Raw genomic sequence first — 18,390 nt, forward strand, 5'->3', positions numbered from 1 at the left:
AACGCTCCGTTACGTTAGCTGGTTATACAGTTTTTTGGATAATGGGCGCAAACGTTAGCATAAAACGCATAAATAGTTTGCATTTGTTCTTCAATATCGTCGATTTGGTCAATAATTGGGCCAAGTACAACGGTTTTCTTGGCGTAATCAAGCCCTAGCAGCTGAATGGGAATATTGGCCTCTTTAGCAATGTACATAAAACCGGTTTTCCAAGGAAATACGCCTTTTCGTGTCCCTTCTGGTGCCAAGGCCAATACTACTTCTTCGCTGTCTTGTATCTGACGTACGATATTATTCACCACCCCATGTGCTTTACTTCGCTCTATGGGTATGCCGCCAAGTTTCCTCACAATATAGCCTAAAGGGGGTGTAAAAATGGTGTGTTTGCCAAAAAAGTTAACCTTAATTCTTAACGCAAACACCACCAGTATGCCTATAAAGAAATCCCAGTTCGACGTATGTGGAGCAACAGCCAATATCACTTTTTTATCGTTGATGAGCTCGCCTTCCACTCGCCACCCCCGTTTAGTTAAAATAAAACTGCCGCAAGCACTTAGCCAGTGTGGCCATTTGCGTGGTAACTTATTGCCCACTAACTGATGATGAATCGTTTTTTTCATTCTTGTTATTCTCTTACTACGTTTTAGCGGGTAAGCATAAAAAAGTTAGCGGCAATCCACCACCTTTACATGATATTGAATGCGGTTACCGTGTTCATTATTCACAACAGTCAGCGAGTAAAGTTGTATATGTGCATATTGTTTATTGCAGTAGACCAAAGTCAGGAATTCCCTTTGGTTATTGCGGCAAATAGAGATGAATTTCACGCTAGACCCACTGCTGTGTCTGGGTTTTGGAATAATCACCCACATGTGCTTGCAGGCCATGATTTACAGGCTCACGGCACTTGGATGGGAGTTACGCGTAACGGAAAAGTGGCCGCCTTAACCAATATTAGAGCTCCTGAGACGATAAAAACCGATGCTATTTCTCGCGGCGGCTTAGTGGCAGATTGGCTTATTGATGAAGCAATGAAACAGCCCACCTACCTTAACGTATTACGTGCAAACCGGCACAAGTATAATGGCTATAATTTGGTTTATGGTGATGTAAAATCACTCGCGGTGTACAACAACTTCGAAGACACCCACGCTACGTTAACCCAAGGTGTTTACGGTTTATCCAACGCTAACTTAACGACACCTTGGCCGAAAGTCACCAAAGGAATAGCGTCGTTAACCGATTACGTGAGCCAAAATAATCAGCTTGATACTGAGGCACTTTTCGCCATTTTAAAAGACGAAGACAAAGCATCTGATCATACGCTGCCTAACACAGGCATTGGGTATGAATGGGAAAAACGTCTGTCGTCTATTTTTATCCAATCACCAGAATATGGTACTCGTACTTCTACTCTGCTTCTTGTAAATAGCCACCAACAAATACATTGGTATGAACGTACTTTTAATACGCGCGGTGACGTAGTGGGCAACCAACATTTTATTATCGGTTAAGTCGTGTTCTGCCTAGCACTACACACATAGGCGCAAGTGACATGCATCTGATGAGTATTAACTGACACGTAATTTTGTGATGTGTATTTCGTTTTACACCACAAATACCAATTTAATGACATATTTTCTACTATAAAGGGTCGTTTTTTCTACCATCGGTGGCATAATGCGTGCCTGCTATTTTTTGCATTGCAACGAGGAAATATCGTGTTTGAAGTATTACCCCATCTCGCCCCAGACCCAATACTTGGTTTGTCAGCTGCTTATCGTGAAGATTTAAATTCTCATAAAATCGACTTAGGTGTCGGTGTTTATAAAGATGAGCAAGGTAATACCCCTATTCTTACTAGCGTAGCGAAAGCGCAACAACTGTTGTTAGAACGTGAAACCAGCAAAACCTATATTACGCCACAAGGTAATCAGGGTTACATCGACAACATGCTTACTTTGCTTTTAGGCAAGAGCAGCCCTGTATTACTTGCTGACCGTGTTGCCGCGGTTCAAGCGCCAGGTGGTTGTGGTGCACTTCGCATTCTTTCAGAATTACTGGTTCGTTGTAACGAGAACGCTAAAGTATGGGTAAGCGACCCAACATGGGCTAATCATATCCCGTTAATTGGTTCTGCTGGTCTTAAAATTGAAACCTACCCGTACTTCGATAAAGCGTCTGCTAGCATTCGCTTCGATGCCATGATGGATACCCTTCGCGGTGCAGCGAAAGGCGATATCGTGTTACTTCACGGTTGCTGCCACAACCCAACGGGTGCAGATTTAACGAATGCACAGTGGGACGAAGTACTAGCGGTTGCTAAAGAGCGTGAGTTCCTACCTTTCATTGATGTGGCTTACTTAGGTTTCGGTGAAGGCTTAGATGAAGATGCGTATGGCCTTCGTCTTTTGGTTGAAAACCTACCAGAAGTGATTGTTGCGGCATCTTGCTCTAAAAACTTCGGTTTATACCGTGAGCGTGTTGGTCTTGCTGCCATCATTACTGCTGATACCAGCACACGCAAAATTGCTCAAGGCCAAATTCAATCTATTGCTCGTGGTATTTACTCTATGCCACCTAGCTACGGCGGTGCGTTGGTTGATATTATCTTGTCTGACGAAGCGCTTAATCAAGAATGGGTTAATGAAGTAGATGAAATGCGTAACCGTATGAAAACGCTACGTGCCATGCTGGTTAAGAACTTGCACGACAATGGTTCGCCAAAAGACTTCAGCTTTGTTAACGATCAAAAAGGCATGTTCTCGTTCTTGTGTATTACACCTGAGCAAGTGCGTGAAGTTCGTGAAAAACACAGTGTTTACTTTGTTGACTCTAGCCGCGTAAACATTGCGGGTATTAATAACGAAAACGTTGAAGCGTTAGCGAAAGCCTTAGTATCTGTGCTCTAGTTTTAAGAGCTTTGATATTTAAGTGCGCTAAGCTTTAAATAAGCTAAGTTTTAAAAGATAGGCTTTTCGGTTAAATAATAAAAATTAAAAAGGGCTACGTGATGAAAACGTAGCCCTTTTTTTGTTTGAGCGAGTCACTCAAATTATCTCAGTTGAGATAAAGATCAAACCCCTCGCGTTAGCGTGTGCCCGCGGTAATCATTCTATCTAACGCATTGGCGAAATTCTGTTTATCTCGCTGAGAAAACGCTTTAGGGCCACCCGTGTGTTCACCGCTTGAACGCATGGTATCCATAAAGTCTCGCATAGTAAGCGCGGCACGGATGGATGATTTGTCGTATTCATCGCCCCGAGTGTTCATGGCTTTGGCGTTCTTGGCCAGAATATCGGCAGCCAAAGGAATGTCTCCGGTAATCACTAAATCACCGGCTTCTATCTTTTCAACAATATAATCATCTGCGGCATCAAAGCCAGAAGGCACGATAGTTAACGTAATATGTTTATCTGGTGGAACAGACATAGAATGATTAGCAACTAAAGACAAAGGCAGACCGGTACGTCGGGCTGCCTTAAAAAGTATGTCTTTAATCACACTGGGACACGCATCTGCGTCAACCCATATATGCATGGTAAAATCTCGTTAGCGTTTTTTACGCTAGCATACCACCATCAACCACCACTGTCGTGCCTGTGGTGTAGCTAGATGCGTCAGACACTAAGTACAATACCGTACCTGCCATTTCATCCGGATCGGCAACACGGCCTAGTGGGATCACTTTAAGCGCGTGCTTCAAAATTTGATCATTTGAAGTTAGTGCTGAGGCAAACTTAGTATCAGTTAAGCCAGGTAATAACGCATTAACGCGAATATTTAAGCTACCGCACTCTTTTGCGAACGATTTCGTCATGCTAATAACCGCGGCTTTCGTAATAGAGTAAATACCCTGCATGTCACCAGGTGTTACACCGTTCACTGAAGCCGTGTTAAGAATGACGCCACCGCCCTGCTCTTTCATCATTTTGCCCGCTTCAATCGACATAAAGAAGTAGCCACGAATGTTCACGTCTACTGTTTTGTCGTAAGCGCCTAAATCTGTATCTAGGATATGACCAAAGTACGGGTTAGCTGCCGCATTGTTCACGAGTATATCTAGCTTACCGAATTCGCTTTTAATTTCGGCAAAAGCAGCGGTAATTTGCTCCATATCGCCAACATGACATGCAAGCGCTGTTGCTTTACCACCTGCATCACGAATTGAAGAGGCTACTGCTTCACAGCCATCAATTTTACGGCTAGACACAATAACATGTGCGCCATATTGCGCTAACAAACGTGCGATTGATTCACCAATACCTCGGCTAGCACCTGTTACTAAAGCAACCTTGCCAGTTAAATCGAATAAATTTTTCATAATAGTTTTCCCTTTTTTAAAATCTGTCGCGCTTTCATCAAACGCAATAACTTTTATCAAACTCAAGAAATTGGGTGATTAGGCCAACATGCCGCCATCAAGTACAACCGATTGTCCTGTCATGAATGAAGACTCGTCACTACACAACCATGCTATCGCATTCGCTATTTCTTCAGGTTTGCCTAAACGCTTCATGGGGTTTGCTCCCACCATGGCTTTTTGTCCACGTTCGTCTAATTTAGACAACACGCCCTGTACCATTGGCGTGTCAACAAAGCTTGGGCACACCGCATTAATGCGAATATTCGCACGGGCATATTCCACCGCTGCCGATTTAGTTAAGCCAATAACTCCGTGTTTAGATGCACTGTAGGCACTGATCATAGGCGCGGAGCGTAAGCCCGCTACCGACGCAATGTTAATAATATGACCACCACCATTTACGGTCATATGTTTAAGCGCATTTTTCATGCAATACCACACGCCCGCTAGATTCACCTGAATGTTCTTCATGAACATAGCATCGTCTACTTCAGTAAGGGGCGCTGGGAAATGGTCTATACCCGCATTATTGATGATTACGTCTAGCTTGGCTTGCTGTGAAAACGCCACTTCAAACATGGCATTCACTTGTGCAGGCTCAGTAACATCTACTTTTACCGCATAGGCATTACCGCCCGCTTCTTTGAGCTGATGCACTAAGGCTTCTGCTGCATCCATATTCAAATCGGCAACACCGACCAATGCCCCGCGCTCACATAAGGTTTTGGCCGAGGCTGCGCCAATACCTGAGCCGCCCCCTGTGATAAGGATATGTTTCCCTTCTACGTTTGATGCCACCATTTTATTGCCCCGCCTTAATATTTTTTGCAATGTGCCATTGTTGGTATGTCATTGTTATGCCCTTGAAGCCGTTATTAGAAATAACTGGCTTTCACATTTTCACAGGTTGGTTCTTGTGACGTAATGACTTCTATATCACGTTTCACTAGCGGTAATTCCCAATTGAGGAAGTATTCAGCAGCTGCCACTTTTCCTTCGTAGAAATCGCCGTCTTGACCACTTGCGCCATTAGCCAATGCTTGCTCGGCAACATTCGCTTGGCGTAACCAAATCCAACTCACTACGCAGGCAGAAAAGATATTCAAAAAGCAGCTTGCGTTAGTCAGTAACACGGCTTGTTTATCTGAACGTAAGTCACCCGCCGCTTGTTGAATGAGCCCGCCAAGTTGGTCAAGGTAAGGTTTAAGTTTTGCCGCTAGCGCTTGAGCTCGTGGTGTTGTAGCCGCTTTCATGTCGCCAGAAACACGAGCCATTAATACTTGGAGCCCTTTGCCTTCGCTTTGCCATAATTTACGACCTAGTAAATCCAAGGCTTGAATACCATTTGTTCCTTCGTGAATAGGGTTCAAACGGTTATCCCGCCAGCACTGTTCTACGGGGTATTCTCGGGTATAACCAGCGCCGCCAAGAATTTGAATGGCTAAGTCGTTAGCTTTAGGGCCAAATTCAGAAGGCCACGCTTTAAATACTGGGGTAAGTAGCTCGAGTAGCTGGGAAATTTCGGTGCGTTTTGCGGTGTCTTCTTCCGTCTCCAACGCATCAATTAAGGTGCTGCCATATAAACACAGTGCCATGCCACCTTCACAATAGGACTTTTGCGCTAACAACATGCGACGCACATCACCATGGTTAATAATTGGTGTTGCCTCATCTTCTGGAGCTAGTTTCGGCGCAGCACGCCCTTGGGTACGATCTTTTGCATACTCAAGTGAATAGCGATAGCCACGATAACCAATCATGGCAGCGCCGTAACCTACACCAATGCGCGCTTCATTCATCATCATGAACATGTAACGCAAGCCTTGGTGTGGTTCACCCACGAGATAACCATGACAGTCACCGTTCTCACCAAACGTAAGTGCAGTAGAGGTCGTACCACGATAACCCATTTTATGAATAAGCCCAGCCAGAGTGACGTCGTTACGGGGGCCAGGGTTACCGTTTTCATCTAGACGGTATTTAGGAACAACAAATAATGAAATACCTTTTACGCCCGCAGGGCCGCCAGGAATTTTCGCTAATACCAAATGAACAATGTTGTCTGATAATTCGTGTTCGCCTGCAGAGATATAAAGCTTACTGCCCTTCACGCGATACGTGCCATCTTCGTGAAGCGTTGCCGATGTGCGAATATCTGCCAAGCCAGAGCCCGCATGAGGCTCAGTTAATGCCATAGTGCCGGTAAAGTCACCTGTTAGCATTTTAGGTAAAAAAGCTTGCTTGGTTTCTTCATTGGCAAAATGTTTCACCACATTTGCCGCCGCAGCAGTAAGAAAAGGATACGCTGTAGTGGAAGGATTTGCCGCTAAGAAGTAACCCGCACACGCATTCATAATGGTAACGGGTAATTGCATTCCGCCATCTTCATAATCGAAGTGACCTGCAATAAAGCCTGACTCCCTATAAGTATCAAAGGCTTTTTTAACCTCATCTATCATGGTGACTTTTTTGCCATCAAAAGTAGGCTCATCTTTATCAGCGATAGCGTTGTGAGGAAGAAACAGCTCTTCAGCCATTTTTTCTGCCATATCAATAACGGCATTAAACGTTTCAACGTTATGTTCTTCAAAACGGGGTTTTTCACACAAAGACTGTGTATTTAATACTTCATAGAGTTGGAATTGCATTTCCCGACGGGGAATAAGTTGGTCAGCCATAATAAAGTCCTTGAGCAAATTGTTAATGCATTGTGTCATATTCGTTATCATGCCATTATTGTCATTTATGACACAATCATGGCCATTTACGCCAACAATCACCGTTAGTTATCGTATTTAATAAACTGTATTATTTTTATGAATAAACCACCGTTCGTCGTGACCGTATTAGGATTTGATCAAGCTTTGGCTTCTGCCATCACTGGCGCACTCGATGTCTTCGCATTTGCAGGCATCAGTTGGCAGCGCATTCATAACCAACCCACCACCCCTAAATTTAAAGTTCAGCTGGCGAGTTTTCACGACAAACCTTTTCACTGTACTAACCAGTTACTGCTAACCCCTAACATTGCTATTGAAGATGTGACAGACACTCATATTTTGCTGATCCCCACGATTGGCGGCGATATCGATACGGTTTTACAAGAAAACGCGAATCAACTTGTACATATTAAACGGCTGCAAAAACAAGGGGCAGATATTGCGGGTAACTGCACCGGGACTTTTTTGTTAGCAGAGTCAGGGTTACTTGATAATAAAGTTGCCACTACCCATTGGGGCTATGCTGATAAATTTCGCTCTCATTATCCCAATGTTAATTTGCAGTCTGAAAAGATGGTAACTGAACAAGATGCTATTTTTTGTGCAGGTGGCGGTATGGCGTGGATAGATTTGGCTATTTTGCTTATAGAACGTTATTGCGGTCATCAAGTGGCCAGTGATACTGCCAAGTCTCATGTACTCGATTTTTCCAGGCCGAATCAAACCGTGTATGCAAGCAGTCGCCAGCATAAATTTCACCAAGATAAAGATGTGTTAGCAGTGCAAAATTACTTGGAAGAACATTTTACAAAACGGCTCACGCTGAAACATGTTGCCCACGAACATAATATGACTGAGCGCACATTAATAAGGCGTTTCAAGCAAGCCTGTGCAATAACGCCTATTCAATATTTACAAGGTTTACGGTTAGAACAAGCACGAAAAATTTTAGAAACATCTATGTCTCCTCTTGAATCCATTGTGAATAGTGTGGGTTACGAGGACCTCAGTTCTTTCACTCGGCTTTTCAAAAAATATACCGGTTTATCGCCCTCACAATATCGCGCCAAGTTCATAAGAAAATAAATATTTACAACAATGATAAGTTTTTATTACCTAGTTTGTGTAAAATGCTACGCCGCGTACAGACCGCTTTTTCTGTACCGAAAAACACTACAAAAGTATAATTCAAAACTCTTGGTGGACACATGAGAACACATAAACTAGCCTCTTTGGCGCTTGCAGTTAGTGCAGCGTTCAGTACTTCAATCCTTGCTCAAGAAGCAGAAACAATACAAAAAAAAGAAACGGCTCTTGAACAAATTACCGTAACAGCGCAAAAACGTACCCAGTCAATTCAGGAAGTACCTATTTCTGTAGCGACCCTAAGTGGTGAAAAATTTGAAAGCTTGTTTTCAGGTGGTGAAGACATTCTTGCATTGGCCGTTCGTGTGCCTGGCCTTTACGCTGAATCGTCAAACGGTCGCGTAGCGCCACGTTTCTATATTCGTGGCCTAGGTAACACTGACTTCGATTTAGCCGCTTCACAGCCTGTTTCTATTATCATGGATGAAGTGGTAATGGAAAATGTGGTACTGAAAAGCTTCCCACTTTTTGATGTGCAACAAGTTGAAGTATTACGTGGCCCACAAGGCACCTTGTTTGGCCGCAACACGACAGCAGGTATCATTAAGTTCGATACCGTAAAACCTACACAAGATTTAGAAGGTTACGCTAAAGCCGGTTTTGGTTCTTACGGTACTATGAACTTTGAAGGCGCAGTAGGCGGCGGTTTAACTGACGAGCTATCTGCACGCTTGTCTGTACTTTCACAAGAGCGTGATGATTACATCGACAATGCTGCAACAGGCCAAAAAGATGCGCTTGGTGGCTTTGACGAGAAAGCATACCGCTTACAGCTTCTTTGGGAACCGTCTGACGACTTCTCTGCATTGTTAAATGTACACGGCCGTGAATTAGAAGGCACAGCCTCTATCTTCCGTGGCAACGTTTTCAATAAAGGCGAAAATGGCCTAAATGCCAGTTATGATCGTGACACCGTAAGCTATGATAGTGACCTATTAGGCACAGGTGCTGATAACAACCCTCAAGAATATGACGGTTTTGGTACTTCATTAAAACTTGAATACGACATGGATGACGTAACCTTCACGTCTATTTCTGCAATAGAAACGGCTGACGGTTACAGCTTAGGTGACGTAGACGGTGATAGCATTGCGAGCCAAAACTTCGTTACCCAAGATAAGTTAAACGACCTAGAGCAATACACTCAAGAATTCCGCCTTTCAAGCAACACAACAGATGCTATGAACTGGCAGGTAGGTGCGTTCTATTATGACGCGTCTTTCAATGTAACCAGTGTTGATGGCTTCTTCGGTGCAACAACCGTATTCCATGACAACAAAACATGGGCATTGTTTGGACAGACTTCTTACCAAGTTAACGAGAAGCTAAACATTACTGGTGGCCTTCGCTACACTCACGATGACAAATCGCTTATTGTTGGTGAACAAAACGTTGATGGCTTCGCGGTACTTATCGGTTTTGCTGGCGTACAAGAATATGATGATATTCACGTAGACGACGGTCAAATGAGCTATGAGCTTAGCGCCAACTATCGTGTTACTGACGATATGTCAGTATTTGCTCGATATGCTAACGGCTTTCGCGCGCAAACCATTCAAGGCCGCGATGTAGCCTTTGAAGGCTCTCCTTCTGTAGCTGAAGCAGAAACCATTAACTCATTTGAAGTAGGCGTTAAGTCTGACTTGCTAGATGATACTTTGCGCCTAAATGCTGCTGCTTTCTATTACACAGTAGACGACATGCAGTTTTCAGCTATTGGTGGTGGTAACAACTTTACTGCGCTTGTTAACGCCGATAAAGGTGAAGCCTACGGGTTTGAAGTTGATGCCCAATGGCTAGCGACAGACGAACTTACTTTCACTGCTGGTTATAGTTATAACCACACAGAAATTAAAGACGATACATTAACTGTGGCACCTTGTGGTACAAGTGCTGATGCAGGCTTCACAGGTTACTGCACAGTATTAGATCCTCGCGCCGATGGCTTCTCAGCATCAATTGATGGTAACCCATTCCCTCAAGCGCCAGAATCAATCTTTAACTTTACCGCACGTTACACCGTACCTATGGGTGACGACGGCGAATTCTTCATCTTTACTGATTGGGCATTCCAGGGCGAAACTAACCTTTTCCTTTACGAAGCGGTTGAATTTACGACTGATGACAACTTTGAAGGCGGTTTACGTATTGGTTACGAAAACTTCGAACATAACTACACAGTAGCCTTGTTTGGTCGTAACATTACCGATGAAGATAACGTTAAAGGTGCGATCGACTTCGCAAACCTTACCGGTATTGTGAACGAGCCACGTATTCTTGGTGTTGAAGTGAAGTATTCTTTCTACTAAGCACTATTTTGATTTAGGTTAAAAGTGCAGATCTGATCTGCACTTTTATTCTTAGCCTTATCAAGCACTGCATTTAAGAGTGATAAACACAAAAAAGCGAAGGTGTCGTTTTAACGACCCTTCGCTTTTTTATTCTCTATTTTGAGCCTATGCCTTTGGGCTTTTAGCTTTTAGCTTTTAGCTTTTATTTCTGCAGTTTGCCCTTGCCCGTTAGCACGTTTGGTCGTTGCTAGTGACTCAGTGACACTTGCCTTAATGCATTCATGCCATAGCTCTACACTGCAGCTACACAAGTGATTAGGCCGCAAATTGCTCCGTCTGCGCCCATTCCCTGTCCTTCTGACGCTTTCCCTGCTGCAGCATTCCTTGGGATGCATATTCACGCAGGTCCTTTTCTTCCAAGAGAATACGCTGCAACTTACGGCAAACATTCACCATCCGAGACATCTTGGTAAAATAAACCTGCTCTATTAATTCGCCTTTTTCATTAAACATGAAACTGGCTAACTTGCAGTTTTTGTAGGGCAGATAAAAGTGGTGGACTGTAAATCGACGAGACACAGGCGCGCCCATTACTTTTTGATACATACAAAAAGGCAACGAGTCCGCCCGTTTATCACCGCCAAATAAATGGGTTAAGCGCTGGAACTTATCTTGCCCTGGCGAAGATAATATTCCGAACTTTTCAATAAGTTGATCAACTGCTTTAACACCTGTAGTCATCGCGTTCACCTATATACTGTTTATTTATACAGTATATAGCTAATCGTACAAAATGCAAACAAAAACACCGCATTGGCCAACCAATGCGGTGTTTTTATAATCCGTTTACCGAACTAGACGGGAGTTTTTCTATTCACTAGCCCGTGTTAGTGCTGCTCTATCGATGCCGAACCAACAGACTCAGTATGCTTTCTACCTTTAAATACATTTTTAATGTCATTCAATATGAGGTACAAGGCAGGTACTAGTAGTAAGGTAATAATCGTGGCAAACAAAATACCGAAGGCCAACGAAATTGCCATAGGAATAACAATTTGTGCCTGTAGGCTTCGCTCAAATACAATTGGCATTAGCCCCATAAAGGTGGTTAACGACGTTAATATAATCGCGCGAAAACGCTGCGTACCAGCACTAATGGCTGCGCGCATTAATGAATGGCCTTCTTGGCGTGCTCGGTTAACAAAGTCCACCATAATCAAGCTGTCGTTAACCACTACACCGGATAACGCAATAATGCCACAAATCGACAGTACACTTACCGCCATGCCTAATACTAAGTGCCCAATAATAGCGCCTACCACACCAAATGGTATGACTGACATGATGATAAACGGTTGGCTGTAAGATTTAAGGGGTATAGCCAATAGCGCGTAAATCGCAAATAACGCAAACAATAAGCCCTGCGCCAAACTCATCATTGCATCAGCTTGTTCTTTTGCATTGCCTTGTAACTGGAAATCCACTTTAGGATAGCGTGCTAACAAATCAGGCATAACAGATTCGATAACCTCACCCGTAATTTCAGACGGATCCATCAACGCCTTGTCTACTACGGCGGTGACAGTAACAGAGCGGCTGCCATCTACACGAATGATAGAATCGAAGCCTTCGCCTACGGTAAAGCTAGCCACTTGCTGGAAAGGTATCTCTTGGCCGTTAGGCGCACGAATACGCATATTTTCTAAGTGTTCAATAGAACTACGTTCTGCTCTTGGGTAACGCACCATGACTTTTATTTCTTCATCGTCACGTTGAATACGCTGAACTTCTGCGCCGTAAAAGCCAAAACGCACTTGCTGCCCTAGTTGTTGTAGCGTAATACCTAATGCGTCGGCTTGAGGTTTCAATGCTAATTGAATCTCTTCACTACCACCTGAGAACGTATCATTAATATCGGTTACGCCGTCGTAACCTGACAAGATACTTTTTAATTCATCACTTACGGCTTTTAAAGACGCAATATCACCAGAGCTAAATTCGAAGCTAAGATCAGCACCACCACCAGGGCCACCCGGAGCGCCAATACTGAATGTCTTAACACCTGGTATTTCAGACATTTCATCGCGCCACAGCTGATGAATTTCATAATCGGCCATGGTACGAGTTTCACCTTTGGTCAGTTCGGCAAATACCTCCCCACCCAAGTCACCGTTATCAAATGCCATGGAGTGTTTAATTACGCCTTCACCTGTATCATCACGCACTTTTTCATCCATACGCATCATGCCTTCACGTAATGCAGTAAGCACTTCGTCTCGCTGTTTTAGTGAAGAGCCTGGCTCTAGCTCAAAACTTGCAAACATGAAGTCACTAGGAATACTGGGGAAGAAAACAAATCGAACAATACCGCCGCCAAATAAACCAATAGTAAGAATTAGCATGGCTAAGAAAACCGATACCGTGGTGTAACGATTACGAATTGTCTTTTCTAAAAATGGCGCATAAACATTGTGTATGAAACGCTTAATACCTTCACTGAAAAAGTCTCTAAATTTTTGCAGCTTGTTGGCCTTTGCTGGATCATAAGGCTTTAGTTTCATATGCACTAAATGTGCAGGCAAAATAAGCTTCGACTCGATGAGTGAAAACACCAAACAAATGATCACCACGAGCCCAATGGTTTTCCAAATGACACCAAAAGGACCCGACACCATAAGCATGGGTGAGAATGCCGCTATGGTAGTAAGTACACCAAAGGTAGCAGGCATAGCCACTTTCTTAACGCCTGCAATCACATTTTCGGTACTGTGCCCTTTCTCATCTATTTCGGAATAGGCCGACTCCCCCATTATGATGGCATCGTCTACTACTATTCCAAGTACAAGAATAAAGGCAAATAAACTCAGCATGTTGATAGAAACACCAAGCATATCAATAGGCATAACTAACAACGTACCTAGAAAACAAACCGGCAGGCCAACGATCACCCAAAACGCGAGTTTTATTCTCAAAAATAAGGACAGCACTAAGAACACCAACAGGCCACCAAAAAACATATTTTCAAGCATCATGTTCAATCTATCTGCTAGATAAAATGAACTATCTCCCCATGTATCGGCGGAAATATGTGCTGGAAAATCATTCTTTTTCTCGTCGATATAGCCGTTGACTTGTTCTGATATTTCTAATGCATTTTGATCACCCACCGCTTGTACACGAAGGCTAACTGCTGGTTTTCCATCGAACAATGCATATTGGTTGTTCTCAATAAAACCATCGTTAATATAAGCAACATCGCCTAACGTCACCCGTGTGCCATCAGTATTGGTGACTAGCACTATCTGGGAGAAATCCCAGCCAGTATATGCCTGCCCTTTCGTTCTAAGCAGAATATCGCCATTTTCGGTGCGAATAGACCCACCAGGTAAATCAATACTCGACTGACTTAAACGACTGACCGCATCTGCAAAGGTAAGGTTGTATTTTTGTAGGTCTACCTCAGACAATTCAACCGATATTTCGTAGTCTCTAGTCCCAACAACTTGCACGCTTGAAATACCGGGAAGATTGGCAACGTCATCTCGAATATCTTTTGCGAACTCTTTTAACTCACGTTCGCTGGCATCGCCAAATACCGAAATCCAAATAACATCCTGTTGAATTTTCTGGCGATAGATAACCGGCTTTTCTGTGTCGGCTGGAAAAAGAGGAATGGCATCAACTTGCACCTTCACTTCATCGAGTAAAGATTGAATGTCGTAATCTTCTTCAACTTGAATGCTGACCGTACCCATCCCCTCTACCGCAGTAGAGGTGACTTGTTTAATGCCTTCTAAGTTCTTAATCGACTCTTCTATCTTTAAAATTACGCCCTCTTCTACTTCTTGAGGCGCAGCGCCCAAATACGGTACGCGAACATTGATAATGTCTATTTCAAAACTAGGGAAAACTTGTTTTTGAATACTAAAGGCACCAAATAGGCCGCCAACAATTAACAACCACATCAACAAATTTGCCGCCACACTGTTGCGCGCAAACCAAGCGATTAACCCTTTTTGCGTATCAATCTGACTCATTACTTACTCCCAGAAGAAACAGGGGAGGTTTCAGTAGTATCGTCTTTAACGCCTACAATTTCGCTATCTGCCTTTTTATCGTTCTCTGCTTCTGGTGGCATGGCAGGCTCATCACCTGGCAGTCTTACTTTCATACCATTGTAAGGATTCGGAACCGCACTGGTTACTACCAGCGCGCCACTGTTTAAGCCGCCACCAATGAAAGCTTGTTCTGCTGTGGTACGTACTACGTCTACCGGTACAATTTCAATCTCGCGGTTATCGTTAACGGTTAGCACTGTGTTATCAAGGCGTAGAATGGAGCGAGGAATCACGGTTAAGTCTTGCTTTTGATGAGAAACGATTTTGGCTTGAACGAATTGGCCAAAGCGAAGTGTCGCATTGTCGCCACCATTAAATTGATAAGGGTCTTTAACTTCAACCACGGCGTAAAGCACGCGGCTGCCTGAATCCAAAATACCTTCAGAACGAACTAACTTACCGGTCCACGTTCTATTTTTACCACCTACCGTAGCATTTAATGTCACATCAGATTGATTGCTTGATTGGTTACCAATATCAACAAACATCAAGTCTTTATCGGTGATAGGTAAACGTACCTCAGCGGTGTCCGTTGAATAAACAGTGCTTACTGTGGCCCCTGCTGAAACAAATTGACCTAAATCGATGTTTCGCTCAACCACTATGCCGTTGTATGGGGCTCTAATTTGGGTACGATCAAGGTTACGCTTGGCACGCTCAAGTTTTGCTTCTGAGGCTTTAACATTCGCTTGCTCTTTGGCTAATTGAGGCTTACGCAAGCCAAGCTCTGGTGGCACAACACTGCTGACTGAACGCCATTCTTGCTCGGCGACTTTACCTCTTGCGAGTTCTTCTTGAAGCGCAGCATGCGCTTGAGCCAGTTCAGCTTCAGCCAACTTCACTTCAGTGCGGTAGTCATCTTGTTCAAGAGTAATTAACACATCCCCTTTTTGGAACATGCCCCCAACAATGAATTTATCGGACAAACTCACTACACGGCCACTTACCTGCGCGCTAAGCGATGTTTTGTTGCGAGGCACTACGTTGCCTTGCGAGTCAACCACGAAGCTAACCGGTTGGTATTCCATTGGTTTGGCATCAACAAGGAAGGCTTGCGTTTCAACGGGAATTTGTTCTGGCGGCTTACGTGAAGAGATCATAATTGCCGCAACAACAAACGCGACTAAAATGATGATAAGAGGTATACCACTTTTTACCCAGATGGAGTTTTTCATTATTTACCCTATAACGTAGTACTAGCATTTAACCTGCGCTCCAAATATGCCTCTTGAAATAGAAAATATTTGTCAAGCGAACAAAGAGTTAAACCATACGTGATTTATTATTTTTCTATGCTTTCTAGTGTAATGTGTTTCTGTGCAAAGCGCTCGTATTCGTTTGTTAGAATTTATGTAATCGTTAACAAAACAATGCACATAACGACCTAATATAAAAAAATCCGCTCATAATTGAAATGTAAGATTGCCAAATTAACAATAATCGTTGATTATTTAGACACCTGCGCCTTTGCAGGCAAAGTTGCACTGACTCAATGCAACAACGAATTTGTTACGTGAAAAGGGATGAACTGTCATGAGCCTGAAGAAGCAATACCTGAAATCAAAACCCATTTGTAAAGTAACATTCCGCCTTTCTGCCGAAGAAGCAAAGAATGCCGATGAGGCGAGCTTAGTGGGCGACTTTACCGAGTGGGATAAACAACCTCTTTCAATGAAAAAACTAAAAAGCGGTGATTTTACCGTAACTATTAATTTAGATACTGATAATGAGTACCAATTCCGCTACTTACTTGATGGCGAAATGTGGGAAAACGATTGGGCCGCCGATGCTTATCTACCGTCTAGCATTGGAAGCGAAGATAATTCTGTGGTTCGTGTTTAACACTGCCCTCGCCTGCGGCTTTTAACCGTAACTGCGAGCATTAAAAAAGGCTGCGTTTGAAAGCAGCCTTTTTTGATTTTTTAAACGCGTTTTTTTATAACGTGTTTTCTAGTTCAGGCAACACATCAAATAAATCGCCAACAAGGCCATAATCCGCTACTTGGAAAATAGGCGCTTCTTCGTCTTTGTTGATAGCAACAATGACTTTCGAGTCTTTCATACCGGCAAGATGCTGAATAGCACCAGAAATACCTACAGCAATATACAGCTGCGGTGCAACGATTTTACCGGTTTGGCCTACCTGCATGTCATTTGGTACAAAGCCCGCATCAACTGCGGCACGTGATGCACCAATAGCAGCACCAAGTTTGTCAGCAATACCTTCAAGTAACTTGAAGTTTTCGCCATTTTGCATTCCACGACCACCAGAGATAACCACTTCAGCAGCGGTTAGTTCAGGGCGTTCAGACTCAGTAAGCTCTTCAGAGACGAAGCTAGATTTTTCGCTTTCTTTAACCACATCTAGTGTCGTTACTTCAGCGCTTCCACCTGTTGTTGCAGCATCAAAAGAAGCGGCACGCACAGTGATCACCTTTTTGCTATCAGACGATTGTACTGTCGCAATAGCGTTGCCAGCATAAATAGGTCTAATAAAGGTATCTTCGCTTTCAACACCAATGATGTCAGAAATTTGAGCAACATCTAAAAGTGCAGCAACACGAGGCATGAAGTTTTTGCCCGTTGTAGTAGCGGCCGCTAATAGATGGCTGTAATCATCAGCAAGTGATAACACAAGATCGGCAACGTTTTCAGCAAGCTGATATTTGTAAACTGCATTGTCGATAAGCAATACTTTGCTTACGCCGTCAATTTGCGCAGCACTGTCAGCAACAGCCTGACAACCTTCACCCGCTACAAGCACATGAATGTCGCCGCCCATTTTTGCTGCAGCATGAACCATTTTTGCAGTTTCTGACTTCAAGCTAGCATTGTCGTGCTCGGCATATACAAGAACTGTCATGAGATCACCTTTGCTTCATTCTTAAGTTTTTCGACCAACTCAGCAACATCCGCCACTTTCACTCCACCTTCACGTTGAGGCGGTGGCGTTACTTTGAGAATTTTAACGTTAGATTCAAGTGCTACACCGAAGTCAGCAGCTGATTTAACATCCAGTGGCTTACGTTTCGCTTTCATAATGTTTGGCAGCGAAGCATAGCGAGGTTCGTTCAAACGTAAATCGGTGGTCACAACGGCTGGTAACGTTAAGGCAACGGTTTGTAAACCGCCATCAACTTCACGGGTAACGTTAACGCTTGTTCCGTCTACCGCTACTTCTGATGCAAAGGTGCCTTGAGGCATACCGGTTAATGCAGCAAGCATTTGCCCAGTTTGGTTATTGTCTGAATCAATACTTTGTTTACCTAACACCACCAACTGAGGCTGTTCTTCTTCAACAACTTTAGCAAGCAGCTTAGCCACTTGAAGCGAATCTAGGTTTTGGTCTGTATCAATTTGAATACCGCGGTCGGCGCCTAGTGCTAACGCAGTACGAATTTGTTCTTGGCAGCTTTTATCGCCAATAGAAACCACTACGATTTCTGTCGCTATCCCTTTCTCTTTTAGTCTTACTGCTTCTTCAACAGCAATTTCGCAAAAAGGGTTAATAGCCATTTTAGCGTTAGTAAGATCAACGCCAGAGTTATCGGCCTTCACTCTTACTTTAACGTTATAATCGATCGCGCGTTTGACCGGGACGAGTATTTTCATATTTACCTCAATTGTTGAGTTCGTCGGTGTATGTTGCTATTCCATGCTAATAAGCGGTTAAGGAAACAGCGTTACTTCACCACGCATTCTGAAACTTAAACAATGTGCTTTATGCTAACTTTGCGTTGCGGCGAAGA

At 43.5% G+C, this 18,390-nt stretch carries 15 protein-coding genes; 5 read left to right on the top strand and 10 right to left on the bottom strand.

Annotated features, from left to right (window positions below):
• Positions 1-14: 14 nt before the first annotated feature.
• Complete coding sequence (locus tag AMBT_RS08850) at positions 15-620, bottom strand: 1-acyl-sn-glycerol-3-phosphate acyltransferase (RefSeq protein WP_013784275.1); 606 nt, start codon at positions 618-620, stop codon at positions 15-17.
• A gap of 129 nt (positions 621-749) precedes the next feature.
• Between AMBT_RS08850 and AMBT_RS08855 the strand changes: the two genes are divergently transcribed.
• Both AMBT_RS08855 and AMBT_RS08860 read left to right on the top strand, forming a co-directional pair.
• Positions 750-1,514 carry an NRDE family protein gene (locus AMBT_RS08855; protein ID WP_041452886.1) on the top strand — a complete coding sequence of 255 codons (765 nt, stop codon included), beginning with the start codon at positions 750-752 and terminating at the stop codon, positions 1,512-1,514.
• Positions 1,515-1,721: 207 nt separating this feature from the next.
• Complete coding sequence (locus AMBT_RS08860) at positions 1,722-2,912, top strand: amino acid aminotransferase (protein ID WP_013784277.1); 1,191 nt, start codon at positions 1,722-1,724, stop codon at positions 2,910-2,912.
• 178 nt (positions 2,913-3,090) lie between these two features.
• On the opposite strand, the gene AMBT_RS08865 is transcribed toward AMBT_RS08860, so the two are convergent.
• The 4 genes from AMBT_RS08865 to AMBT_RS08880 form a co-directional block, all read right to left on the bottom strand.
• Positions 3,091-3,540 (bottom strand): YaiI/YqxD family protein, encoded by a 450-nt coding sequence (locus AMBT_RS08865; RefSeq protein ID WP_013784278.1) that lies wholly within the window; start codon positions 3,538-3,540, stop codon positions 3,091-3,093.
• Positions 3,541-3,562: 22 nt separating this feature from the next.
• Positions 3,563-4,324 (bottom strand): SDR family oxidoreductase, encoded by a 762-nt coding sequence (locus tag AMBT_RS08870; RefSeq protein ID WP_013784279.1) that lies wholly within the window; start codon positions 4,322-4,324, stop codon positions 3,563-3,565.
• Positions 4,325-4,402: 78 nt separating this feature from the next.
• Positions 4,403-5,167, bottom strand: coding sequence for an SDR family NAD(P)-dependent oxidoreductase (locus AMBT_RS08875; protein ID WP_013784280.1), 765 nt, complete (start codon positions 5,165-5,167; stop codon positions 4,403-4,405).
• Positions 5,168-5,241: 74 nt separating this feature from the next.
• Positions 5,242-7,044, bottom strand: coding sequence for an acyl-CoA dehydrogenase (locus tag AMBT_RS08880; RefSeq protein WP_013784281.1), 1,803 nt, complete (start codon positions 7,042-7,044; stop codon positions 5,242-5,244).
• Between the two features lie 138 nt (positions 7,045-7,182).
• On the opposite strand from AMBT_RS08880, the gene AMBT_RS08885 reads away from it, so the two are divergent.
• Positions 7,183-8,172, top strand: coding sequence for a GlxA family transcriptional regulator (locus AMBT_RS08885; RefSeq protein ID WP_013784282.1), 990 nt, complete (start codon positions 7,183-7,185; stop codon positions 8,170-8,172).
• A gap of 122 nt (positions 8,173-8,294) precedes the next feature.
• Positions 8,295-10,541, top strand: coding sequence for a TonB-dependent receptor (locus AMBT_RS08890; RefSeq protein WP_013784283.1), 2,247 nt, complete (start codon positions 8,295-8,297; stop codon positions 10,539-10,541).
• A 297-nt stretch (positions 10,542-10,838) separates the two neighbouring features.
• On the opposite strand, the gene AMBT_RS08895 is transcribed toward AMBT_RS08890, so the two are convergent.
• The 3 genes from AMBT_RS08895 to AMBT_RS08905 form a co-directional block, all read right to left on the bottom strand.
• Positions 10,839-11,264: a hypothetical protein gene (locus AMBT_RS08895; RefSeq protein ID WP_013784284.1), complete on the bottom strand. Its 426-nt coding sequence runs from the start codon at positions 11,262-11,264 to the stop codon at positions 10,839-10,841.
• 146 nt (positions 11,265-11,410) lie between these two features.
• Complete coding sequence (locus AMBT_RS08900; RefSeq protein ID WP_013784285.1) at positions 11,411-14,560, bottom strand: efflux RND transporter permease subunit; 3,150 nt, start codon at positions 14,558-14,560, stop codon at positions 11,411-11,413.
• Positions 14,560-15,816 (bottom strand): efflux RND transporter periplasmic adaptor subunit, encoded by a 1,257-nt coding sequence (locus tag AMBT_RS08905; protein WP_013784286.1) that lies wholly within the window; start codon positions 15,814-15,816, stop codon positions 14,560-14,562. The genes AMBT_RS08900 and AMBT_RS08905 overlap by 1 nt, the downstream gene beginning before the upstream one ends.
• Before the next feature lie 358 nt (positions 15,817-16,174).
• Here AMBT_RS08905 and AMBT_RS08910 point away from each other — a divergent pair, with 358 nt between their 5' ends.
• On the top strand, positions 16,175-16,483 hold the full coding sequence (locus AMBT_RS08910; protein WP_013784287.1) for an isoamylase early set domain-containing protein: 309 nt from the start codon (positions 16,175-16,177) through the stop codon (positions 16,481-16,483).
• A 94-nt stretch (positions 16,484-16,577) separates the two neighbouring features.
• Here AMBT_RS08910 and AMBT_RS08915 read toward each other — a convergent pair whose 3' ends face one another.
• A complete protein-coding gene (locus AMBT_RS08915) occupies positions 16,578-17,504 on the bottom strand; it encodes an electron transfer flavoprotein subunit alpha/FixB family protein (RefSeq protein WP_013784288.1) in 927 nt (308 codons plus the stop codon).
• Complete coding sequence (locus AMBT_RS08920) at positions 17,501-18,253, bottom strand: electron transfer flavoprotein subunit beta/FixA family protein (RefSeq protein WP_013784289.1); 753 nt, start codon at positions 18,251-18,253, stop codon at positions 17,501-17,503. The genes AMBT_RS08915 and AMBT_RS08920 overlap by 4 nt, the downstream gene beginning before the upstream one ends.
• Positions 18,254-18,390 lie beyond the last annotated feature (137 nt).

Source organism: Alteromonas naphthalenivorans, assembly GCF_000213655.1.
Lineage (GTDB): Bacteria > Pseudomonadota > Gammaproteobacteria > Enterobacterales > Alteromonadaceae > Alteromonas > Alteromonas naphthalenivorans.

Bases quoted from the DNA above. Each gene is read 5' to 3' on its own strand.
- AMBT_RS08910 (WP_013784287.1), top strand. From the start codon at position 16,175: ATGAGCCTGAAGAAGCAATACCTGAAATCAAAACCCATTTGTAAAGTA.
- AMBT_RS08905 (WP_013784286.1), bottom strand. From the start codon at position 15,816: ATGAAAAACTCCATCTGGGTAAAAAGTGGTATACCTCTTATCATCATT.
- AMBT_RS08885 (WP_013784282.1), top strand. From the start codon at position 7,183: ATGAATAAACCACCGTTCGTCGTGACCGTATTAGGATTTGATCAAGCT.
- AMBT_RS08890 (WP_013784283.1), top strand. From the start codon at position 8,295: ATGAGAACACATAAACTAGCCTCTTTGGCGCTTGCAGTTAGTGCAGCG.
- AMBT_RS08900 (WP_013784285.1), bottom strand. From the start codon at position 14,560: ATGAGTCAGATTGATACGCAAAAAGGGTTAATCGCTTGGTTTGCGCGC.
- AMBT_RS08875 (WP_013784280.1), bottom strand. From the start codon at position 5,167: ATGGTGGCATCAAACGTAGAAGGGAAACATATCCTTATCACAGGGGGC.
- AMBT_RS08915 (WP_013784288.1), bottom strand. From the start codon at position 17,504: ATGACAGTTCTTGTATATGCCGAGCACGACAATGCTAGCTTGAAGTCA.
- AMBT_RS08870 (WP_013784279.1), bottom strand. From the start codon at position 4,324: ATGAAAAATTTATTCGATTTAACTGGCAAGGTTGCTTTAGTAACAGGT.
- AMBT_RS08850 (WP_013784275.1), bottom strand. From the start codon at position 620: ATGAAAAAAACGATTCATCATCAGTTAGTGGGCAATAAGTTACCACGC.
- AMBT_RS08855 (WP_041452886.1), top strand. From the start codon at position 750: ATGTGCATATTGTTTATTGCAGTAGACCAAAGTCAGGAATTCCCTTTG.
- AMBT_RS08865 (WP_013784278.1), bottom strand. From the start codon at position 3,540: ATGCATATATGGGTTGACGCAGATGCGTGTCCCAGTGTGATTAAAGAC.
- AMBT_RS08880 (WP_013784281.1), bottom strand. From the start codon at position 7,044: ATGGCTGACCAACTTATTCCCCGTCGGGAAATGCAATTCCAACTCTAT.
- AMBT_RS08895 (WP_013784284.1), bottom strand. From the start codon at position 11,264: ATGACTACAGGTGTTAAAGCAGTTGATCAACTTATTGAAAAGTTCGGA.
- AMBT_RS08920 (WP_013784289.1), bottom strand. From the start codon at position 18,253: ATGAAAATACTCGTCCCGGTCAAACGCGCGATCGATTATAACGTTAAA.